The organism is Pseudomonas sp. FW305-7 (genome assembly GCF_058786735.1).
In genome coordinates, this window is the sequence record NZ_JBYSZA010000001.1 from 402,576 (window position 1) to 418,701 (window position 16,126).

The following is a 16,126-nucleotide window of genomic DNA, read 5'->3' on the forward strand; positions in this document are numbered from 1 at the left end:
GCCAGCATGATCAGCAACCACCTCAACGACGTTGAGCGGCGGCGCCAGGACGCAAAAGATCTTTCCACTCAGATTGCCGAGTTCCTGGCCGCTGGCGGAAAGATCGACGTGCCAGAACCGACGCCGATCAAGTTCACCAGCACCTCCGAGCGGAGGCATCCACCGAGCTTCCATCGCCCGAAGGTGAAGGACGAAACAACTGCACGCGTTGCGCGAATCCGTGAAATGGCAAAGACGCTGACCCGGAACGAGATCTGCGAGCGGGAAGGAATAGCTTTGGCCACACTGAAGGCGATCGCGTCCAAGCACGCCATCAGGTTCCAAGTGCGGCAGAAAATCGGAACGGCGCCGAACAAGGTGCCGCCAGATGTGGAAGCACGATTGGTCGATCAGATTAAGGACTGCATCGCCGGCGGCATGAACCGGAGTCAGTGCTGCAAGGCACTGGCGATCAGTTACAACATGCTCGACCGGATCGTCCGCGACCACAAGATTGAATATCCAAAGCTGAAGTTCGCATTTCGATGAAACGAACTATCAACCGGGTGGCCACGCGTCGCCGACAGACCTGGCTGGACTTGCCGGCCAGCGGAATTGAAGAGGTAGGCCATGGCCAAGAGCAATGCAGATCGCTCAGCGAAAGCCGCGGCGAAGAGGAAGGAGCGCGGCGAAGAGGAAATCAGGCTGCATTGCCTGCCCGGAACGCGCCAAGCCCTTGCTGAACTGATGGCCTGGGGCGGCATTGAGGAACAGGGCGAGGCAATCACGCTGATGATTCACCACCTGCACGGACTTGGCCCGGGAAGCGCCCTGCCCTTGCTCACTCCGCCGCGACACGAATACGTGATACCCGAAAACGTGTCGCGGAAGTTGAAGCTGGCCTACAACCGCGAGGCTTTACGGATTACGGACGATTCGTAGTTTTGATGGGCGAAGCGGCTTTCTGAACAGCCAGATCTGTCAGTCGGGAAAGCATCTCGGCATTTCCAACCGAAGCCTGGCCAAAATTCGATTCGATCACGTCGAGAGGCAACTGCTCCTCACTCTGCATTTTTCCGTCAGGCTTATAAAACCCGATGAATGCTGCATCGACATGCCCTTGAAACAGGCCAACGCTGACTGTCGAATGTTTGCCGTTTTCATGAGTGTGCTCACGACGCTCCGCATCGGGATAGCGCTCAAAGAATTCAAAAAAGACTTCGTGACGTTCCAGCATTTTCGCTCCTTGATCCGGCCCCATGCCGGTCCCCCGTAATACCCCAACCCAAACCAAATTGCCACCACCGGTCACGGAGGGCGGCGCCTGACTGGAGAAAGTCCATGGGTCTCCCTGTCTCAGCTCTCACCGATGAAGAGCTCATTCATTACGCTGGAATCGACGAAGACGCCCAGGCTGAGATGGCGAGGAGGTCGATATCGTTTCGAGGGACGTATCTCAGCGAGATCGAAACGCTGAAGCAAGAAGTCGCCGGACTTGAAGAGCAGTTGGAGGAAGCGGCAGAAGAAGGATCTGCCGCCGACGACATGCAGGAGTGCATGCAGCGAGTTCACGACCTCTTAAAAAATCACGGTGATATGACTGCCGGCGAGGCAGCGGAAGCTATCGACTCAGCGCTTGCTGAGATTTCTGATTTTGTTCGTTGACCAACTCCATGCCGGGCCGAACACAAATACCGCAACGGTCAGCAACATGCCAGCTCAGACAAAGCTGGGCGCCTCAACCAGCCGATGCTTCGACTCCATGTAGCTGGCCAGGTCGATCACCTCGCGAAGGAACACGACCACCTCCAGCTTCACTGCGTCGTCCGGTAGCCCTATACGTCTCAGCATCGCTTTAGCGTCCTCTTCGATCGCCGCCAGGGCATCTACATCGCTCTTCAACCTCATGTCGGCCTCCTGCCAGTGTGAGCTGGGAGAATAGATACAACATCTGGTGACTTGCCGGCCAGCGAAATTGAAGAGGTAGGCCATGGCCAAGACTGGGCAAGAGCGATCGGCGAAGGCCGTGCTGAAGCGGATCGAGTTCGACGAGAAGGACTTGCGGCACCGTTGCAGGCTCGGCACGCGGCAGAAGCTGGAAGAGCTCATGGCCTGGAACGAGGATACCGAACAAGCTTCGGTGATTGAAGGCTGTCTACGCTATGTACATTCGCTTGGGCCAGATGGTGCGCGGGATGCTTTGAAAGCGCGCCACGAAATCGTAATTAGCGAAAACGTGGCGCGTGACTTTCGCAATCAAAGCTTGGTGGGACTGAAGCGTGATCCGGGCGACGAAGTCATCACGCCGGATTTAAATTTGGAGGGAGCGGAAGGATTTTAACCCTCTGCGGAACTGTCCGGCAGCTGCATTACTCGTCCGACTCTTAACAATTGAATATCGATCGCTCCCAGCGCCGCCCCGCCCCATCCAAATGCTGCTGTTATAGCCATCAAAATTACTCCTAGATCGATATGGTAAATGAGTGGAATTCCATCAGGTAATGGAAAACCGCACAACGTCACTAGGCTCGATGCAATAAAAAAATAGCTTAAGAGTTTTTCTTTCACGCGAGCTGTTAGCCCGTGCTCATGAGAAATCGCCGCTAAGCGATCACTGTAGTGGTCGCGATCTTACACCGCAGACACCATCGTTATCAAATTATGCCACCACCGGTCACGGAGGGAGGCACCTTAGTTTGCTTTACCTTTCATGGCGGTAATCAATCCAATAACGCCACGCTCGCTGCGCGATATCGCACAGGTCGTGTGTTGCGCCGCCCTTGGCGCCGTTGAGAAATTTCATTCTTGAAGGTGAACAGCAGAAAGCTGTACACAGCGCCGAGGATGCCCACCAGCAGCACCCACGCAAAAATGCGCAACAGGTGTCGCGCCGCATGGGGTGTGGACAGGAAAGGGCCGATCTGACGCAGGTAATTCTTCAATCGAATGCCCGCACGGTAGAGGCGGCCGGGGGTGGCGAAAATCAGACAACTATTAAAGAGTGTGCGCAGGCAGCTGGCTATGCCAGCGCATCAATGGATTCAAAGGTAACTCATGACAAACGCGATATTTGCGTTAGCTGATCCGGCGCGCATTCCCTTGTCAAACCCACCATTTCCACCTGTTGTAGCAGTGCGAAAGTACCGAGCGCTCAGAGGGATTTTTAAGTTGCCTCCAGCCGAAGAATAGTCCGTGAATACATGGCTTTGATGTAAAACGATCGGGTTTCCGTCACTGTTGAGTATTTGCAAGGCCACACCCTGAGCAGTCGAATCGGCACTCAGCTTCACGATACCCCGCGTGGAGTTTTGAGAGGGGGAATCTGATGTGGGCTTGAGGGTGTAAGTCACTTTTTTTATGCCTGCCGGGCAATTGTTGAGACTGATGTCAAATTTGACGGGCTCGGAATACGATCCGTTATTGGCAAAGATACTTATGTCATGCGAACCCATGTCGACTCTGATGTCAGGCGTTTCACAGGATTGAGGCACAATCGTTGTGCCATTGGTCGCCATTGCTAGTGGTGATACACCGTCTGCATGAAAAACCCCGAGTGTTCCTGCCGGGATTTTCTGTGCATCGAATACATCCGCTATTTTGATTAGTCGTAGCACGTGTCTTGTGGTGTCCCATCCGTATCCGCCCGCCTCTCGACGAATACCCGGATAGATGGGTATGGTTACATTGTCTTTGAAGGACCACTGCCATGCGAGCCCGGTGTTTCCGATTGCGTAAACAAGGTCACCCGATTTAGACACACCGACATTGTTCTGAACACCATATGAAAACTCGTTAGTACATTTATACGAGCTGGGCGTTGGTCCCATTGTGAGTGGAGGGCTTTCATATACTACGGTGCCGTTGGGTGTATCACGAGGAATCGAAAGTGTAGCGGGTACTTGCATAGTGATAGTTGTTTGATGATGATTGGGGTAGAAGGAGCAAGTTGCCGCGACCGCGTAGTTTGAAGCGAAGAGCAGCGTCAGACATAGCGTATGAATCGCTTTCGTTAGCGGGACAGGGCGATGGAATTTGAAACGCTTCATGGAGAGGGCACTACGTATCGGTCAATGAGTGGCGTACGTTAGCCATGCTGAATGGTCTTGGGCATCAGGCGATTCTTAAAAAGCACTTACCCTTAGCGGTGGGTTTAGTACGAAGCTGGCGGTCAGCAGCGCGAAACATTTTGCTCGAACGAAAACGAGCCTTAACAAGGTGGGCCTAGGCATCGAAAGCCAGCGCAAATTTTCGCTCTTCCTCACCACCCTCCACCGCCCGGGCATGCCCCCGCATAGACAGCGAGCCATTGCAGCGTTGAAAAAAGCGACCTAAGCGCCCAGAAGCCTTACCGCGAGATCCGAGTCGATAAAAGGAATTGCATCACTGTCCTGCTGGTCTGCAATCCAGCGACGGGCCAAGTAGATATCGAATTTCCATAGGCCCAGCCTGTACAGCTCTATCGCCGTTCGGGAAATCCTGTAGTGCCCGCACTTTGGGCACTGATACTCCTCGCTATCTGGCCTCACGCTCAGTTGAGCCTCGTCCCCGCAGATAAAGCAGCTCATAGCTGTTGCATCCCCTTTTTTGCAAAAATCTAAACGATCCCATGTTTGTACTCAACGACCCGGGCATGCCCCGGCATAGGACGCACCATGCCCACAGAAAACAAACCGGCTGAGCCGCTGAAGATTGAGCGCTCAACTGTCACGAAGCTGGTAATCACCGGCGCACCGCGGCTTGACCCGATCACGGTGTTCCTCGAGGACTTCGGCCGCCGCGACTGCCCTACTGAATCTGACCCGAGCTATCAGACCGCCCAGGGCAAGATCACGATCAACTGCTGGGACAACAGCTGGAACGCCTACTGGGGTGGCATGGGCCCGCGCACTGTCGCGGAGTTTGTCGCCGACTGCGACTGGCATTACATCCTCAACTGCCTAGATCGCGGGATCAGCTCCACCGTGTTCAGCGGGGACGCCCTCCACGCGCTAGCCAAGAAGTGCATCGTTCAGCGCCGCCGGCAACAGACAGGGCGCCATGAGTGGGAGCTGGGCGAGCTGAGTAAAGATGAAGCCCGAGAGCTTTGGCGCGACATCGACGAGCTGCGCGGCATAGAGAGCGCTAACGAGTGCTGGCATCAAAGCAGGTTACTGACAGAACTGTTCGGCGAGGAATGGCACTACCCCGTCGGCGACAAGGCTGTCGAGGAAAATCATAAATTCACGTACCTGCAGCGCGTTGTCGAGGCAGTTCAGGAAGCGTTGCGCCAAGAACAACCGCAGCAGTTGGCTGGTTGAATTAAGGCAATTGACTGTCGATCCAACGCTCGGCGATGGCCACCGCCTCGGCGAGCGCAGCCTGATAATCCGGCCATGGTCCAGATAGATCGGCGACCGTGTTGGCGAATCCAGGAATTTCACTGCTCTCGACTACATGCGCTGCAACCGGCGTTTCGTCGTTAGGCCTGTCCCAGTCGAATTTCACGAACAGCTGGTGCCCGCGATATTCATGTGTGATAGGCCTATCCAGACTGTGTGACATGACCCTTTCCTGTGGGCTGCCCTGCGCAGGGCTATCAGTTTCAACTATCCCGGTCGATTGCACTATTGAGGCAAAAGGCCACTCCCTCCCCCTTCAAAGTCAGCCGCTATAGCGGCAAGGACGAAGTCATGCCTGAAGAAATCAAATTGATCCAGCCAGCCCCGGTCGTGCGCGATGAGGACGGCATGTTCCAGCATCCCGACCTGCCCGATTTTGATGAGGGTGATGGGGAAAAATGCAAAGCCTGGATCACCGAGCAGGGCCTGCAAGTGAAAATGGTCGAACTCGAGTACTGCAGTGACCAAGCGATATCCGACCGCTACTTCGATGCGGGCGATTCAGATTGCAGCTACTGGGATCCGGATAAGCCGGACGGCGAAGACTGGTTCTGTCTTTCGATTCACGACACTGACAATGGCCCGGTCTGCTGGTGGGCACGCCGCGAGGTGACACCATGACCGCTATCAAGGAACGGCCGATCCTGTTCTCGGCCCCGATGGTGCGCGCCATTCTGGATGGCCGGAAGACCGTCACGCGGAGGCCGGTGAGGGGATTTCAGATTCCCACCGAGGACACATCCATTCCTGAGGGTGAGCGCCATCGATGGAGTGCAACCGCCCAGCGCGACCCGCGTTACGGCTTCTGCGTGTTCGGAGCGACTGAGGCGGAGTGCGCCAAAGAGCTGGAAGAGTTCGCGCCCTGCCCTTACGGACGGCCCGGTGAACGACTGTGGGTACGCGAGACCTGGACAGCTGACGCTCAGGTTGACGCAGTAGCCCCGCGAGATCTGAGCCAAGGCGAACCGATCCTGTACTCAGCAGATGGGGCAATTCGGCAAACCGGTTGTTCCATGATGGCGCGGGGCCGAGGTCGCCCGTCCATCCACATGCCGCGCTGGGCAAGCCGCATCCTGCTGGAGATCACCGACGTGCGCGTCGAGCGGTTGCAGGACATCAGCGAAGAGCAGGCAATTGACGAGGGGCTGTCGTGGGAAGGCGAGATAAACGGCAAGACGTTCTACACACACGCCCCGAAGACTTACCCGCCAGGTTCTCATCAACAGTTCGGCGTGTCTGGTACTGACGCAATTTCCGCTTTTCGCAATCTCTGGAAATCCACGGGCGGCGACTGGGACGCCAACCCGTGGGTCTGGGTCGTCGAGTTCAAGAGGGTTCAGCCATGATCTTCGCCCCGCTCTACATGGCCTACCTCATCTACAAGGGGCCGTGGCGATGAACATGACCGAAGTGAACACGCAGGAGCTGTCGGGCGATGCGTTGGACTGGGCTGTCTCGCAAGCCATCGGCGCCTACCGTGGTCAATATCGATTCTCCGAAAACGGCCCGCTTGATCAGGCGTGGATTTTCCCGGAGGGCATTCCCTGCAAGGCAACAACCGGAAAATTTTGCCCATCTACGGACTGGAGCCAGTGCGGACCGCTGATCTCGAAAATCAAAATCGGTTTCGGCCCGGCTCTTGGCGGCTGGGTGGCTCATCCGCATCGTCCGAATGCGCCCACCGACTGGCTCACCGCTGACGAGCCACTGGTGGCGATCTGCCGCGCCATCGTCGCCGACAAGCTCGGCATGGCCGTGAACGTCCCCGCCGAACTCATCCAGTTGTAAACCCAAAATTGACAACTCAACAGCCTGCCGGTGTACGGCGGGCGAGGAATTCGTATGCCCGAATTAACGCACGACCAGAAGCTGGTGGAGTACGCGACGGCGCCGAAAGCATCGGCCGGCACCATCTGCCAGATCGAGAACGGCGACTTCGTGAAGCACTGGTGCGGCAAGCTGCGCGGCAAATTCATCCAGGTCGGCCCCACCTGGAAGGCAGCCACCAAACAGCAAGCAATCGAAAAGGCTCGCGAGTTTCGCGAGCAGTGCCGGACGGAAGCCAAAGCAAAAGGCTTGCTGCCGGCATAACCCATCACCACCTTCTGCCGCCACGCGCGGCATGGAGCAACACAATGGAAACTGAAATTCTCTCCGACGAGGAGCTGGCCGAACTCACCGGCTACAAGGCCCGCGCCTACCAGCGCCGCTGGCTTATTGATCGCCAGTGGGTGTTCGTCGAAAGCCGCGGTAAGCGCCCACTGGTTGGTCGAATGTACGCCCGCATGAAGCTGGGCATGATCAGCCCCGCCATTGCCGATCCGAACCCGCCGCTGGCCGCACCGGTATGGACGCCAGACTATTCGCAGGTGAACTGATATGCGACCCCGCAAGGCCGACACACGCAACTTGCCACCCCGGATGTACCAGTGGACGCGAACACGGAAAAGCGGAAAGGTCTGGATCTCCTATTTTTATCTGGACCTCACCGGAAAAGCGATACCGCTGGGCAAAGACCTGGACCAGGCCAGAATCAAATGGGCAGAGCTGGAAGCCAAGGAAAAACCACTCGACCTGCGCACGATGAAGGGGATTTTCGATAGGTACATCCGCGACATCGTGCCGAAGAAAGCCCCGCGCACGCAAAAGGACAACTTGGCAGAAATCAAGCAGCTACGGACGATGTTCGATAGCGCACCGATTGACTCGATCACGCCGGCGACGATCGCTGGTTACCGCGACGCCCGATCAGCAAAGGTACGGGCGAACCGGGAAATAGCCACCCTCTCCCATATTTTCAACATTGCTCGGGAGTGGGGCCTGACGACGAAGGAAAATCCTTGTCAAGGAGTACGCAAAAACAAAGAGACACCGAGGGATTACTACGCGAACGACGTGGTTTGGGAGGCGGTTTACAGGAAGGCAGCTCAAGAGCTGAAAGACGCGATGGACTTGGCCTATCTGACCGGGCAACGACCGGCAGATGTCCTGGTCATGAGGAAGGACGATGTCGAGGGAAATTACTTGGGAGTGCAGCAGAACAAGACACACAAAAAGCTGCGTATCCAGATGACTGACGGTGATGAACCAAACAGCCTGGGCCTGTTAATCGGGAAAATGGCCGAGCGCAATGCTCAGCACATTTGCAGCTATTTGATTGTGAGCGCACGCGGCAAGCGGATGACGGCGAAGATGCTTCGCGATCGATGGGACGACGCCAGAGAAAAGGCCAAGAAAGAAGCTAAAGAAAAAGGGGATGTTCAGCTGGCGGAGAAAATCGGAGGCTTCCAGTTCAGAGACATCAGGCCGAAAGCGGCGTCGGAAATCCTCGACGTCGGCGATGCGAGCCTACTCTTGGGGCACACTAAAGGAGACATTACCGAGCGCGTCTATCGACGAATTGGCGCCATTGCCAAGCCATCGAAATAGCCCCAAAAACCGTTACAAAACTCAAAATCCGCCCCTTGTAGAATGCGGGCTGTAGAGGTGTAAAAAAATAAACGTATCGTAACGAAAAGCGGCTACAGGCCCCGGTTTCATTGGCTTTGCATATCGGTCTTGAAAACCGTCGACTGTAACAGGTCCATGAGTTCGAATCCCATCGCCTCCGCCATCTTATGTACGAAAAAGCCCTGATTATTCAGGGCTTTGTCGTTTCTGGCGTTCAGGAATTTTGCTCCTCTCTTTATGGATCGTTTCCGCATCTTTTCGGTCATTTCCGCAACCCTGCTCTTCTGCCACCGCTGCGTCCCCCCTCCGCCGCCAGGTAGCCGACCACTGAGCCGAGACCCATGCGTTTGAGCAAAGGCACTGCCACCACGGCGGCGGCAAGCGAAGTGACGACACTCAACACTTGTCCTGCATTGCCTTCAGCGACCATGGCATTGACCCTCATCCCACATCAGGATCGGTAATGCGGCCACGGCCAGGCGTGTTGAGCGGAGCTTGGGTTTAAAGCGCTCAGTTCCCCAAACGCTTCTGGACCCAGCAAAAGATCCGAAGCGCCCACCAAGAACGCTCGTTGCGATTGGGGGAAGGTCTTGCTTTGAAAGCCTGGACGAGTATTCATGGTGATTCCTGAAGACTCTCGATTCGTCCGCTCTTCAGAGAGCCAGAAACAGTGGCGGGCCGATCACTGTCCACTTGTGCGTCGGATATACACTCTATTGAGCGTTGACCCGTTAAAAACAGACCCAGATCCAACAAAAAAGACAGGATCGGCTTGGCATCACCCGCGTCGTAGCTATGGGTAAACAATCGGGCTTGAAAATCGCAGCGTTCAATCTGGCCACCTGCGGTGCCGTGAAGGGCCGTAAAAGGGGGGGTGAAATTGCCACAAGTCGAGAAAGCGAAGTCAGCCAGACGGATAGCTGTTGGTGCAGATGCATCACAGCCGTGTAAGACCTCTGGAAACCCTCTTTCTCCTAGACGCCGTCAGTGGTTCACTCGGGGGAGTCTCATTACGAACTCACTTCCCTGCCCCTCTCCCGCACTAGTACCAATCACCGTTCCGCCGTGGGCTTCGATCAACTCACGCACTACGGTCAAACCAATACCCAGCCCTGCCCCATTGAAACCAACCGCGTGAACATCCTGTACAAATGGCTCGAAAATGAACGGCAGTGCTTTCGGAGTTATACCTATCCCGGTATCACGAATGCGTATCTCCAGATGTTCGACTTCAATCGTCGCAGTAAGGGAGACCGTGCCATCAGCAGGCGTATATTTGGCGGCGTTTCCCAGTAGATTGCCAAGAATTTGAGCGAGGCGCGCTGGATCGCCATTAACCATCAATGCGCGTTCCGGCAGTTCCGAGCTGAAAGTCAAACCGTGAGCAACCATGACCGGGGCACAGGCATCTATCGCCTCATGAATGATTTGAGCCATATCGACACGTTGGCAATCAAGGCGAAACTTACCGGTGCTGGCGCGGGCGATGTCGAGCAAGTCTTCGACCAACCGGGACATCTGCTTCACCTGCCCCTCTATCAGCATCTGCATGCGCGGTAGTTCTTCGCTAGGCACACGTACCAGCCGGCCAGCAATCATGCTGATGGGGGTCAGAGGGTTGCGAAGTTCGTGTGCAACCAGGTTGAGGAAGTTGCGTTGCTGTTCCAGCGCATGTTCAGCGGCCGCCTGCAGTTCCTGGGCACTCAGTGCGGCTATCACCAACTGCTCGTTTGCCTCGCGCATCTCGAGGTACATTTGCTGCTCTGCCTGGGCCATTGTCGGATTTTCCGCATCCGACTGCGCCGACAGAATTGACAGCACCAACTGCTGATTGGCTTCAATCAATTGCTCAACATGGTGACTATCGACGAGTTGGGCATTGGCCTGGTTGAGTTCCTTATGAACCGCTGCCAGCACCGCACGCGCCGCGACCGTTTTCTGGCCGAGAAGGAACAGTTCGCGTGCTGCAGTAGCTATGGCTTGCTCATTCTTGCCGTGACCCTCGCTCATGATATTTCGCTCATCCTTCGAATGTGACCGTACGCTGCTGGGTAGGTCGCCCCCCTAACAAGCCTTCCCTGTCCGGCAACATTTCACCGATCTGCAAGCCATCATCATCTATCTGGTACAACCTCAGCTCATCAGAATGAGCGCTGGCCCGAACCTTGACCACGGCCATGATGCGCAACAAGCGGCTCTGCACTTCTATGTAGCGCTGGACGATGATGGCGTCGGTGAGAAACGCCGTGCCGTAAGGACTGAAACGCAGATCGGTGTAGCGATCCTCCAACTCGGAGGTCATCAATACACTGACACCTGCACTAGTAAGAGCGGTCACCATGCGAGACAGCGACTCACGAAAGTCTTCTCGAAATGTCGGGGCCAACGCCAGTTCGAAGCCTGACAGGGAGTCAATCACTACCCGTGTAGCCTTCAGCCGATTGATCTCACTCAATAGCAAATGGACGATTTCGTCGATGGATAAGTCCGGCGCGCGGCTATCGACCAAACCGACCTTCCCGCTCTCAATCAACCCGGCGAGGGTGGCGTTCTGAGAGTGATTGGGGCGCTGCTCAAATACCGCGATCACGCCGGTCTCGCCATTGCGCGCACCCTCTGCGAGAAAGGTCGCAGCAAGAATGCTTTTGCCCGAGCCCGATGGCCCGGCCACCAGTAAGGAATAACCACGGGGCAAGCCGCCGCCGAGCATCTCATCGAGTTTGGGCACACCCATTTTCAGGCGCTGGACCGGAAAGGTCAGAGGGGCTTCGATCGGGTTGAGTTGGGCAGGCGCAAAAACCTTGATGCCCGACGTGGCGATGCGGAAGGTGTGCAGCCCCGGCAGCGTCGGCTGGCCGCGCATCTTCATGATTTCCATCTTGCGCACCATGGAATTGCGCTGAACGCTCTGACGCAACCAGATAAGGCCATCGGCGACAGTGAAAATCGGATTGGTGTCGGTTTCGCTGAAGTACTCGCCAATCAGGAAGGTTGTTGCCTGCCAAGTGGTCATCAGCATGCCCAGTTGCTGAACGAACTGCGGCAGATTGTTGTTCGGGTTGTCCTGTGTCTGGCTCGCAAGCACAACTGAACGAAACGAGTCGACGAACACCAGCGCCGGAGAGTGTGCCTCGACCTCAGCGACGATTCGGCGTAACACCTCATCCAAATCCCCTGCCAGGGTGTCACTGGCCAGGTTGATGTAACGGATCGACTGATTGATGGCTTCGTCGTCGAAAAAGTCGAATTGCTGTTGATACCGCAGCATTTTCAACGGCGGTTCGCCAAGCACGGTGAAGAACAATGCCGGGCGCTCGGGAGTCGCCAGGGCGAACATCATTTGATGCGCCAGGGTTGTTTTGCCACAGCCAGGCGGGCCGGCGATCAGGTTGAACGAGAACTCCGGCAACCCCCCGCCCAGCACCTCGTCCAGTCCTGGCACTCCGGTGGCCAAGCGCTTGATAGTCACTTTGGTGTTCATGGCGAGTTTTCCTGCGCAGATGTGTCGCTCAAAGAAGGTTTCCACACGTCACGAAGCAAGCGTGCGGTGAGCGAGGGCCCGATCAGGGTAGTGAGCAGTTCGTAGAAGGTGGTCAGAATCACTTCACCAAACAACAAGGCATCTGCTTCGCTTTCTGTAACGAGTTCAGAATTAAGAGCGCTCAGATCCAACGCTGTTTGCACACGTTCAGATATGTCGGCCAAGCGCGGCTGACGTGAGGCGCAGAGATGAAGGCTGCGTCGATACAGAGCTGCAACCCCCTGCTGACCAATGATGGGGGTAAGTGCTGTGTGCATAGCCTCCAAAATCGAGACAGTCGCCAGCGCGATGCACGCAGTATCAGCATTGGGGCCAACCCGGTGCGCCAGAGCAGCTACGATCTGGCGGCTCTCTTCGTTTAGCGCGGACATGGCTAGCTGATTTCTGATGGGCAGGTCTCGATAGTACACCCTATATCGCATCGCAGAGACTCAATTGGCCAGAGAGCCTTCTTTACTTTCAATTCCTGTAATTTATCGACCATATTGAGGTTTTTGGGCTGCAGATTTAAGAGAACGAATAGCTTTACCGGCACTGCTGCGTGAAACGTCAGTGAAGTGTCGATAGCCCCAGCGCAGAAATGGCGTTAGCATCCTACGCATTCGGTTTAACAGCATGTTTTTCAGATCAGGGTCGCATTGTGGAAAAGTTGAATCGCCTTCAGAGTGGAATCGAAGGCCTGGATGCTCTGCTCAAGGGGGGGCTGGTCTCAGGTGCTTCCTACATTATTCAGGGGCGCCCAGGGTCTGGCAAAACCATCCTCGCCAACCAACTTGGATTCCATCATGCGCGCAACGGCGGCCGTGTTCTGGTAGCGACACTCCTTGCCGAATCCCATGACCGACTTTTTCAATTTCTGTCCACCTTGAGTTTTTTCGACTCGTCTAAAGTTGGCGCTGAAATCCAGTTCGTCAGCGCATTCGATACCCTGGAAAACGAAGGCCTGGATGAAGTGGTTAAACTGCTGAGGCGTGAGATCAGCCGACAGAAGGCCACGGTCATGGTCGTGGACGGCTTGCTCAACGCGCGCTCCAAAGCCGACTCGCCAATCGACACCAAGAAGTTCATCTCTGAACTGCAAGGCCACGCCGCATTTGCCGGGTGCACCGTATTGTTTCTCACCAGTTCCCGACTGGATGACGGCAGCCCCGAACACACCATGGTTGATGGTGTGATCGAAATGGGAGAAGAGCTTTATGGCACACGCTCGGTGCGTCGTATTCAACTGCGTAAAACTCGTGGTAGTCCTGCACTGACCGGACTGCACGAGTGCGAGATCACCGAGAACGGTCTGGTGGTTTATCCGCGCCTGGAAAGCCTCTACAGCCACCCTACTTCGCCCGATAGCGCCAACATGACGCGTATCCCCAGTGGCATTCGTTCACTCGATGCCATATTGGGTGGCGGGTTGCACAGTTCCAGTGTGACCTTGGTCATAGGCCCGTCAGGAATCGGCAAGACGACGCTGGGTCTCAAGTTCCTGAGTGAGTCGACGGTGGAGGCACCGGGCCTGCATTTTGGTTTTTATGAAAGCCCGGAGCGGTTACGCCTGAAGGGTCAATCACTCGGGATCGACATCAAAAGCATGGAAGAAAGCGGTGCGTTGAGCATCGCCTGGCAACCAACCACCGAAGGTCTCCTGGACGGCCTGGGCGCAAGACTGTTGAGCCTCGTTGAAGAAAAGGGCATCAAGCGGTTATTCATCGACAGCCTGAGCGGTATGACACGGGTCTCGACGAATCCGGCCCGAATTACTGACTTCTACAGTGCACTCATGAACGAACTGCGCTCCAGGGGCGTGACAGTTTTTGCTTCCTGGGAAATGCGTGATCTGTTCGGGTCCGAGGTCAGCGCGCCGAACTCTGATCTTTCCAGCATCGTCGATAATCTGATGCTGATGCGCTTCTACGAGAATCATTCTGAACTAAGCAGGACTATTTCCATTCTGAAAGTAAGAGATAGCTCTTATGACCCTTCGCGATTTGAAGTGGTCATCCGTGACCAAGACGTTGATCTGAAAAAGGCTTCAAGAAATGAACCGCCAGTTTCTATTCCTACAGCGCTGCCAGGTTCATCTTCCTAGGTTTTTGATTCAGGCTGAATTCCCATGACCACCATCTTGGTCGTCGACGACGAATATTTGATTGCTGATATTCTCGGCTTTGCGCTGGAGGATGACGGCTTCATGGTAGTGAAAGCCAGCAATGGCAAAAAAGGGCTCGAGGTGCTTGAGCGAGAGCGGCCTGACCTGATCATTACCGACTTCATGATGCCTGTCATGGACGGACTCGAATTTGCCAAGGCCGTTCGCGCCTTGCCGTCGGCCAACCTCTTGCCGATCATTCTGATTAGCGGCGCGCAAGCGCACCTGGGCATGGAGAGGTCTGATCTGTTCGATGCTGTCCTGGAAAAGCCATTCAACATCGATTCGATCCTTGCCACTGTAAGGCGACTTCTGGCGGCACAATGACACCGGATCAAATCCATCTTCAAGACTGAGTTTACCCACACTCCCCTGCACGCTTGATGGTATGTGGCAACCTTTGAAGAAATCCGCTTGAGACGTGGCTTCGACACCTTCGGCGACCACCGTCAGACTGAGGTGATGGGCCATGGCAATAATGCCTTGGTCGATCGCTGCATCGTGACAGTCGGCGGCAATTTCCTGGATGAACGAGCGGTCGATCTTTTCGACGCAGCGATCCGACATTGCGCCAGCTCTCGGAAAGGGCTTTCTTTCACTAAGGTCAGGAACTGACAGTTGGATTCGGTTTTGTTCCAGCAACTGAACTGGTACGGTTTCTGACAAGCGCAGACTGAGATTGATAGTGTCGCGACCGAGCAGCGACTTGGTCGCGTAATCCTCCGTCGACGGAAGATAACAGGGGGGAATGGATTTTTCGGTGGAATCGAGAATCAGGGCGGAGCGGCAACGCTCATAACTCAGGAAACTACATGAGCCTCGCCCTGTCCGCCCCTGCCCTCATTCACTCCAGCGCACCACAATTACGGGATACCGCAAAAGTTTCATTTGGCGCACGAAGAGTGAAGAGGATGCAGTGATGACAACTGATGCTTAAACTGCGCGCTTCGGAGTAGGCGCATCAATGACGGACTGCAAGATCGTTGCGAAAATCTTATAGCTGTAACGATCTTCCTCCGGACTGACGAGAACCGCCCCGTCAGCGTTCAATACTGCCCCGTCATGACGAATGCTGAATCTTCCAAGCTGCGATCTTTCTCCTCCTTGACACAAAAACAAAACAGCTTCCGCCAGCCCGGCTTTCTCGCAAGAAATCGGATTGAGCTCAATCGAAAACTGTTTGCCCAGCACCTCACCCTCGATGCTGCGTTCTTTCGCAATGACAGAAGTCATGCCCATAAAATGATGAGTCGACAAATCTTGCCAATGCCCAACCTGATCAAGGATATGAGCGGAAGCACGAGTCCAATCCCTGTTAACGGTTGAGATGTTACGAAGAAAGAAACTAGGGTCCTGCATGAATTCCACTGCGCCAGCTCCGATTGAGTCCGTTTTAACCGAAAAAATTAAAACATTTCCGTTGTAACCGAAGTGTAACCAATTTGACATCACGCCGCACATATCCAATCACGAAGACCAACCTTCAAAGGTCGACACGAACCAATGATCCGGAAATCGAGTGATACCCAAAAGTTCGCCCGGCTCCTGAATAAGGGTTCTAAACACTCTAGTCATTGGGTTTCGCTTCGACTATGGACACGATTGGAGCAAGGCACGATCTTCCGGGTGATTTTG

General features: G+C 55.2%; 25 protein-coding genes and 1 pseudogene. 13 read left to right on the forward strand and 13 right to left on the reverse strand.

The window, feature by feature from the left end; genetic code table 11:
* The first annotated feature begins 6 nt into the window (after window positions 1-6).
* Complete coding sequence (locus AC3WMT_RS01870; protein WP_103302235.1) at window positions 7-528, forward strand: hypothetical protein; 522 nt, start codon at window positions 7-9, stop codon at window positions 526-528.
* 81 nt (window positions 529-609) lie between these two features.
* Entirely contained in the window at window positions 610-921 is a 312-nt protein-coding gene (locus AC3WMT_RS01875) for a hypothetical protein (protein WP_103302236.1), read from the forward strand.
* Here AC3WMT_RS01875 and AC3WMT_RS01880 read toward each other — a convergent pair.
* Window positions 905-1,216, reverse strand: a complete 312-nt coding sequence (locus AC3WMT_RS01880) for a hypothetical protein (protein WP_103302237.1) — start codon at window positions 1,214-1,216, stop codon at window positions 905-907. The two genes, AC3WMT_RS01875 and AC3WMT_RS01880, sit on opposite strands and share 17 nt — an antisense overlap.
* Before the next feature lie 104 nt (window positions 1,217-1,320).
* Here AC3WMT_RS01880 and AC3WMT_RS01885 point away from each other — a divergent pair, with 104 nt between their 5' ends.
* Complete coding sequence (locus AC3WMT_RS01885; RefSeq protein WP_103302238.1) at window positions 1,321-1,644, forward strand: hypothetical protein; 324 nt, start codon at window positions 1,321-1,323, stop codon at window positions 1,642-1,644.
* A 54-nt stretch (window positions 1,645-1,698) separates the two neighbouring features.
* Here AC3WMT_RS01885 and AC3WMT_RS01890 read toward each other — a convergent pair whose 3' ends face one another.
* Window positions 1,699-1,887, reverse strand: coding sequence for a hypothetical protein (locus AC3WMT_RS01890; RefSeq protein ID WP_103302239.1), 189 nt, complete (start codon window positions 1,885-1,887; stop codon window positions 1,699-1,701).
* A gap of 82 nt (window positions 1,888-1,969) precedes the next feature.
* Between AC3WMT_RS01890 and AC3WMT_RS01895 the strand changes: the two genes are divergently transcribed.
* Complete coding sequence (locus AC3WMT_RS01895; RefSeq protein WP_103302240.1) at window positions 1,970-2,320, forward strand: hypothetical protein; 351 nt, start codon at window positions 1,970-1,972, stop codon at window positions 2,318-2,320.
* Here AC3WMT_RS01895 and AC3WMT_RS01900 read toward each other — a convergent pair.
* From AC3WMT_RS01900 to AC3WMT_RS01910, 3 genes are all read right to left on the reverse strand, one after another.
* The gene (locus tag AC3WMT_RS01900; RefSeq protein WP_146041210.1) at window positions 2,317-2,547 is read right to left on the reverse strand and encodes a hypothetical protein; all 231 of its coding nucleotides are present in this window, start codon (window positions 2,545-2,547) and stop codon (window positions 2,317-2,319) included. The genes AC3WMT_RS01895 and AC3WMT_RS01900 overlap by 4 nt on opposite strands.
* A 152-nt stretch (window positions 2,548-2,699) precedes the next feature.
* Window positions 2,700-2,921, reverse strand: a complete 222-nt coding sequence (locus tag AC3WMT_RS01905) for a hypothetical protein (protein WP_177431343.1) — start codon at window positions 2,919-2,921, stop codon at window positions 2,700-2,702.
* A 99-nt stretch (window positions 2,922-3,020) separates the two neighbouring features.
* Entirely contained in the window at window positions 3,021-4,025 is a 1,005-nt protein-coding gene (locus AC3WMT_RS01910; protein ID WP_103302241.1) for a fimbrial protein, read from the reverse strand.
* A 606-nt stretch (window positions 4,026-4,631) separates the two neighbouring features.
* Here AC3WMT_RS01910 and AC3WMT_RS01915 point away from each other — a divergent pair.
* Window positions 4,632-5,276, forward strand: coding sequence for a phiTE_072 family protein (locus AC3WMT_RS01915; RefSeq protein WP_103302243.1), 645 nt, complete (start codon window positions 4,632-4,634; stop codon window positions 5,274-5,276).
* Between the two features lies 1 nt (window position 5,277).
* Here the strand turns inward: AC3WMT_RS01915 and AC3WMT_RS01920 are convergent, their stop codons facing one another.
* Window positions 5,278-5,520, reverse strand: coding sequence for a hypothetical protein (locus AC3WMT_RS01920; protein ID WP_103302244.1), 243 nt, complete (start codon window positions 5,518-5,520; stop codon window positions 5,278-5,280).
* Window positions 5,521-5,648: 128 nt separating this feature from the next.
* Between AC3WMT_RS01920 and AC3WMT_RS01925 the strand changes: the two genes are divergently transcribed.
* Genes AC3WMT_RS01925 through AC3WMT_RS01950 form a run of 6 tightly spaced genes read left to right on the forward strand, consistent with a single transcriptional unit; the run spans window position 5,649 to window position 8,786 of the window.
* Window positions 5,649-5,978 (forward strand): hypothetical protein, encoded by a 330-nt coding sequence (locus AC3WMT_RS01925; RefSeq protein ID WP_103302245.1) that lies wholly within the window; start codon window positions 5,649-5,651, stop codon window positions 5,976-5,978.
* Window positions 5,975-6,703: a hypothetical protein gene (locus AC3WMT_RS01930; RefSeq protein ID WP_103302246.1), complete on the forward strand. Its 729-nt coding sequence runs from the start codon at window positions 5,975-5,977 to the stop codon at window positions 6,701-6,703. Before AC3WMT_RS01925 ends, AC3WMT_RS01930 begins: the two co-directional genes overlap by 4 nt.
* A 49-nt stretch (window positions 6,704-6,752) precedes the next feature.
* Complete coding sequence (locus tag AC3WMT_RS01935) at window positions 6,753-7,145, forward strand: phage protein NinX family protein (protein ID WP_103302247.1); 393 nt, start codon at window positions 6,753-6,755, stop codon at window positions 7,143-7,145.
* Window positions 7,146-7,199: 54 nt separating this feature from the next.
* Window positions 7,200-7,448, forward strand: a complete 249-nt coding sequence (locus AC3WMT_RS01940) for a hypothetical protein (protein WP_103302248.1) — start codon at window positions 7,200-7,202, stop codon at window positions 7,446-7,448.
* 44 nt (window positions 7,449-7,492) lie between these two features.
* Window positions 7,493-7,735, forward strand: coding sequence for a DUF4224 domain-containing protein (locus AC3WMT_RS01945; protein WP_103302249.1), 243 nt, complete (start codon window positions 7,493-7,495; stop codon window positions 7,733-7,735).
* A gap of 1 nt (window position 7,736) precedes the next feature.
* The gene (locus tag AC3WMT_RS01950) at window positions 7,737-8,786 is read left to right on the forward strand and encodes a tyrosine-type recombinase/integrase (protein WP_103302250.1); all 1,050 of its coding nucleotides are present in this window, start codon (window positions 7,737-7,739) and stop codon (window positions 8,784-8,786) included.
* A gap of 107 nt (window positions 8,787-8,893) precedes the next feature.
* On the opposite strand, the gene AC3WMT_RS01955 is transcribed toward AC3WMT_RS01950, so the two are convergent.
* The 5 genes from AC3WMT_RS01955 to AC3WMT_RS01975 all read right to left on the reverse strand — a co-directional run bounded on the left by AC3WMT_RS01955 (window position 8,894) and on the right by AC3WMT_RS01975 (window position 12,719).
* Window positions 8,894-9,073, reverse strand: coding sequence for a hypothetical protein (locus tag AC3WMT_RS01955; RefSeq protein ID WP_103302251.1), 180 nt, complete (start codon window positions 9,071-9,073; stop codon window positions 8,894-8,896).
* Window positions 9,070-9,252, reverse strand: a complete 183-nt coding sequence (locus AC3WMT_RS01960) for a hypothetical protein (RefSeq protein WP_177431336.1) — start codon at window positions 9,250-9,252, stop codon at window positions 9,070-9,072. The genes AC3WMT_RS01955 and AC3WMT_RS01960 overlap by 4 nt, the downstream gene beginning before the upstream one ends.
* Before the next feature lie 539 nt (window positions 9,253-9,791).
* Complete coding sequence (locus AC3WMT_RS01965) at window positions 9,792-10,817, reverse strand: sensor histidine kinase (protein WP_103302252.1); 1,026 nt, start codon at window positions 10,815-10,817, stop codon at window positions 9,792-9,794.
* 10 nt (window positions 10,818-10,827) lie between these two features.
* A complete protein-coding gene (locus AC3WMT_RS01970; protein ID WP_103302253.1) occupies window positions 10,828-12,288 on the reverse strand; it encodes an ATPase domain-containing protein in 1,461 nt (486 codons plus the stop codon).
* Window positions 12,285-12,719, reverse strand: coding sequence for a hypothetical protein (locus AC3WMT_RS01975; RefSeq protein ID WP_103302462.1), 435 nt, complete (start codon window positions 12,717-12,719; stop codon window positions 12,285-12,287). The genes AC3WMT_RS01970 and AC3WMT_RS01975 overlap by 4 nt, the downstream gene beginning before the upstream one ends.
* Before the next feature lie 266 nt (window positions 12,720-12,985).
* On the opposite strand from AC3WMT_RS01975, the gene AC3WMT_RS01980 reads away from it, so the two are divergent.
* Together AC3WMT_RS01980 and AC3WMT_RS01985 are read left to right on the forward strand one after the other, a co-directional pair.
* Window positions 12,986-14,431 (forward strand): ATPase domain-containing protein, encoded by a 1,446-nt coding sequence (locus tag AC3WMT_RS01980; protein ID WP_177431356.1) that lies wholly within the window; start codon window positions 12,986-12,988, stop codon window positions 14,429-14,431.
* Between the two features lie 24 nt (window positions 14,432-14,455).
* Complete coding sequence (locus tag AC3WMT_RS01985) at window positions 14,456-14,818, forward strand: response regulator (RefSeq protein ID WP_103302255.1); 363 nt, start codon at window positions 14,456-14,458, stop codon at window positions 14,816-14,818.
* A 69-nt stretch (window positions 14,819-14,887) separates the two neighbouring features.
* Here AC3WMT_RS01985 and AC3WMT_RS01990 read toward each other — a convergent pair.
* Together AC3WMT_RS01990 and AC3WMT_RS01995 are read right to left on the reverse strand one after the other, a co-directional pair.
* Window positions 14,888-15,037: pseudogene (locus AC3WMT_RS01990) on the reverse strand (EAL domain-containing protein); the annotation flags it as partial.
* Window positions 15,038-15,424: 387 nt separating this feature from the next.
* Window positions 15,425-15,859: a hypothetical protein gene (locus AC3WMT_RS01995; RefSeq protein ID WP_146041211.1), complete on the reverse strand. Its 435-nt coding sequence runs from the start codon at window positions 15,857-15,859 to the stop codon at window positions 15,425-15,427.
* Window positions 15,860-16,126 lie beyond the last annotated feature (267 nt).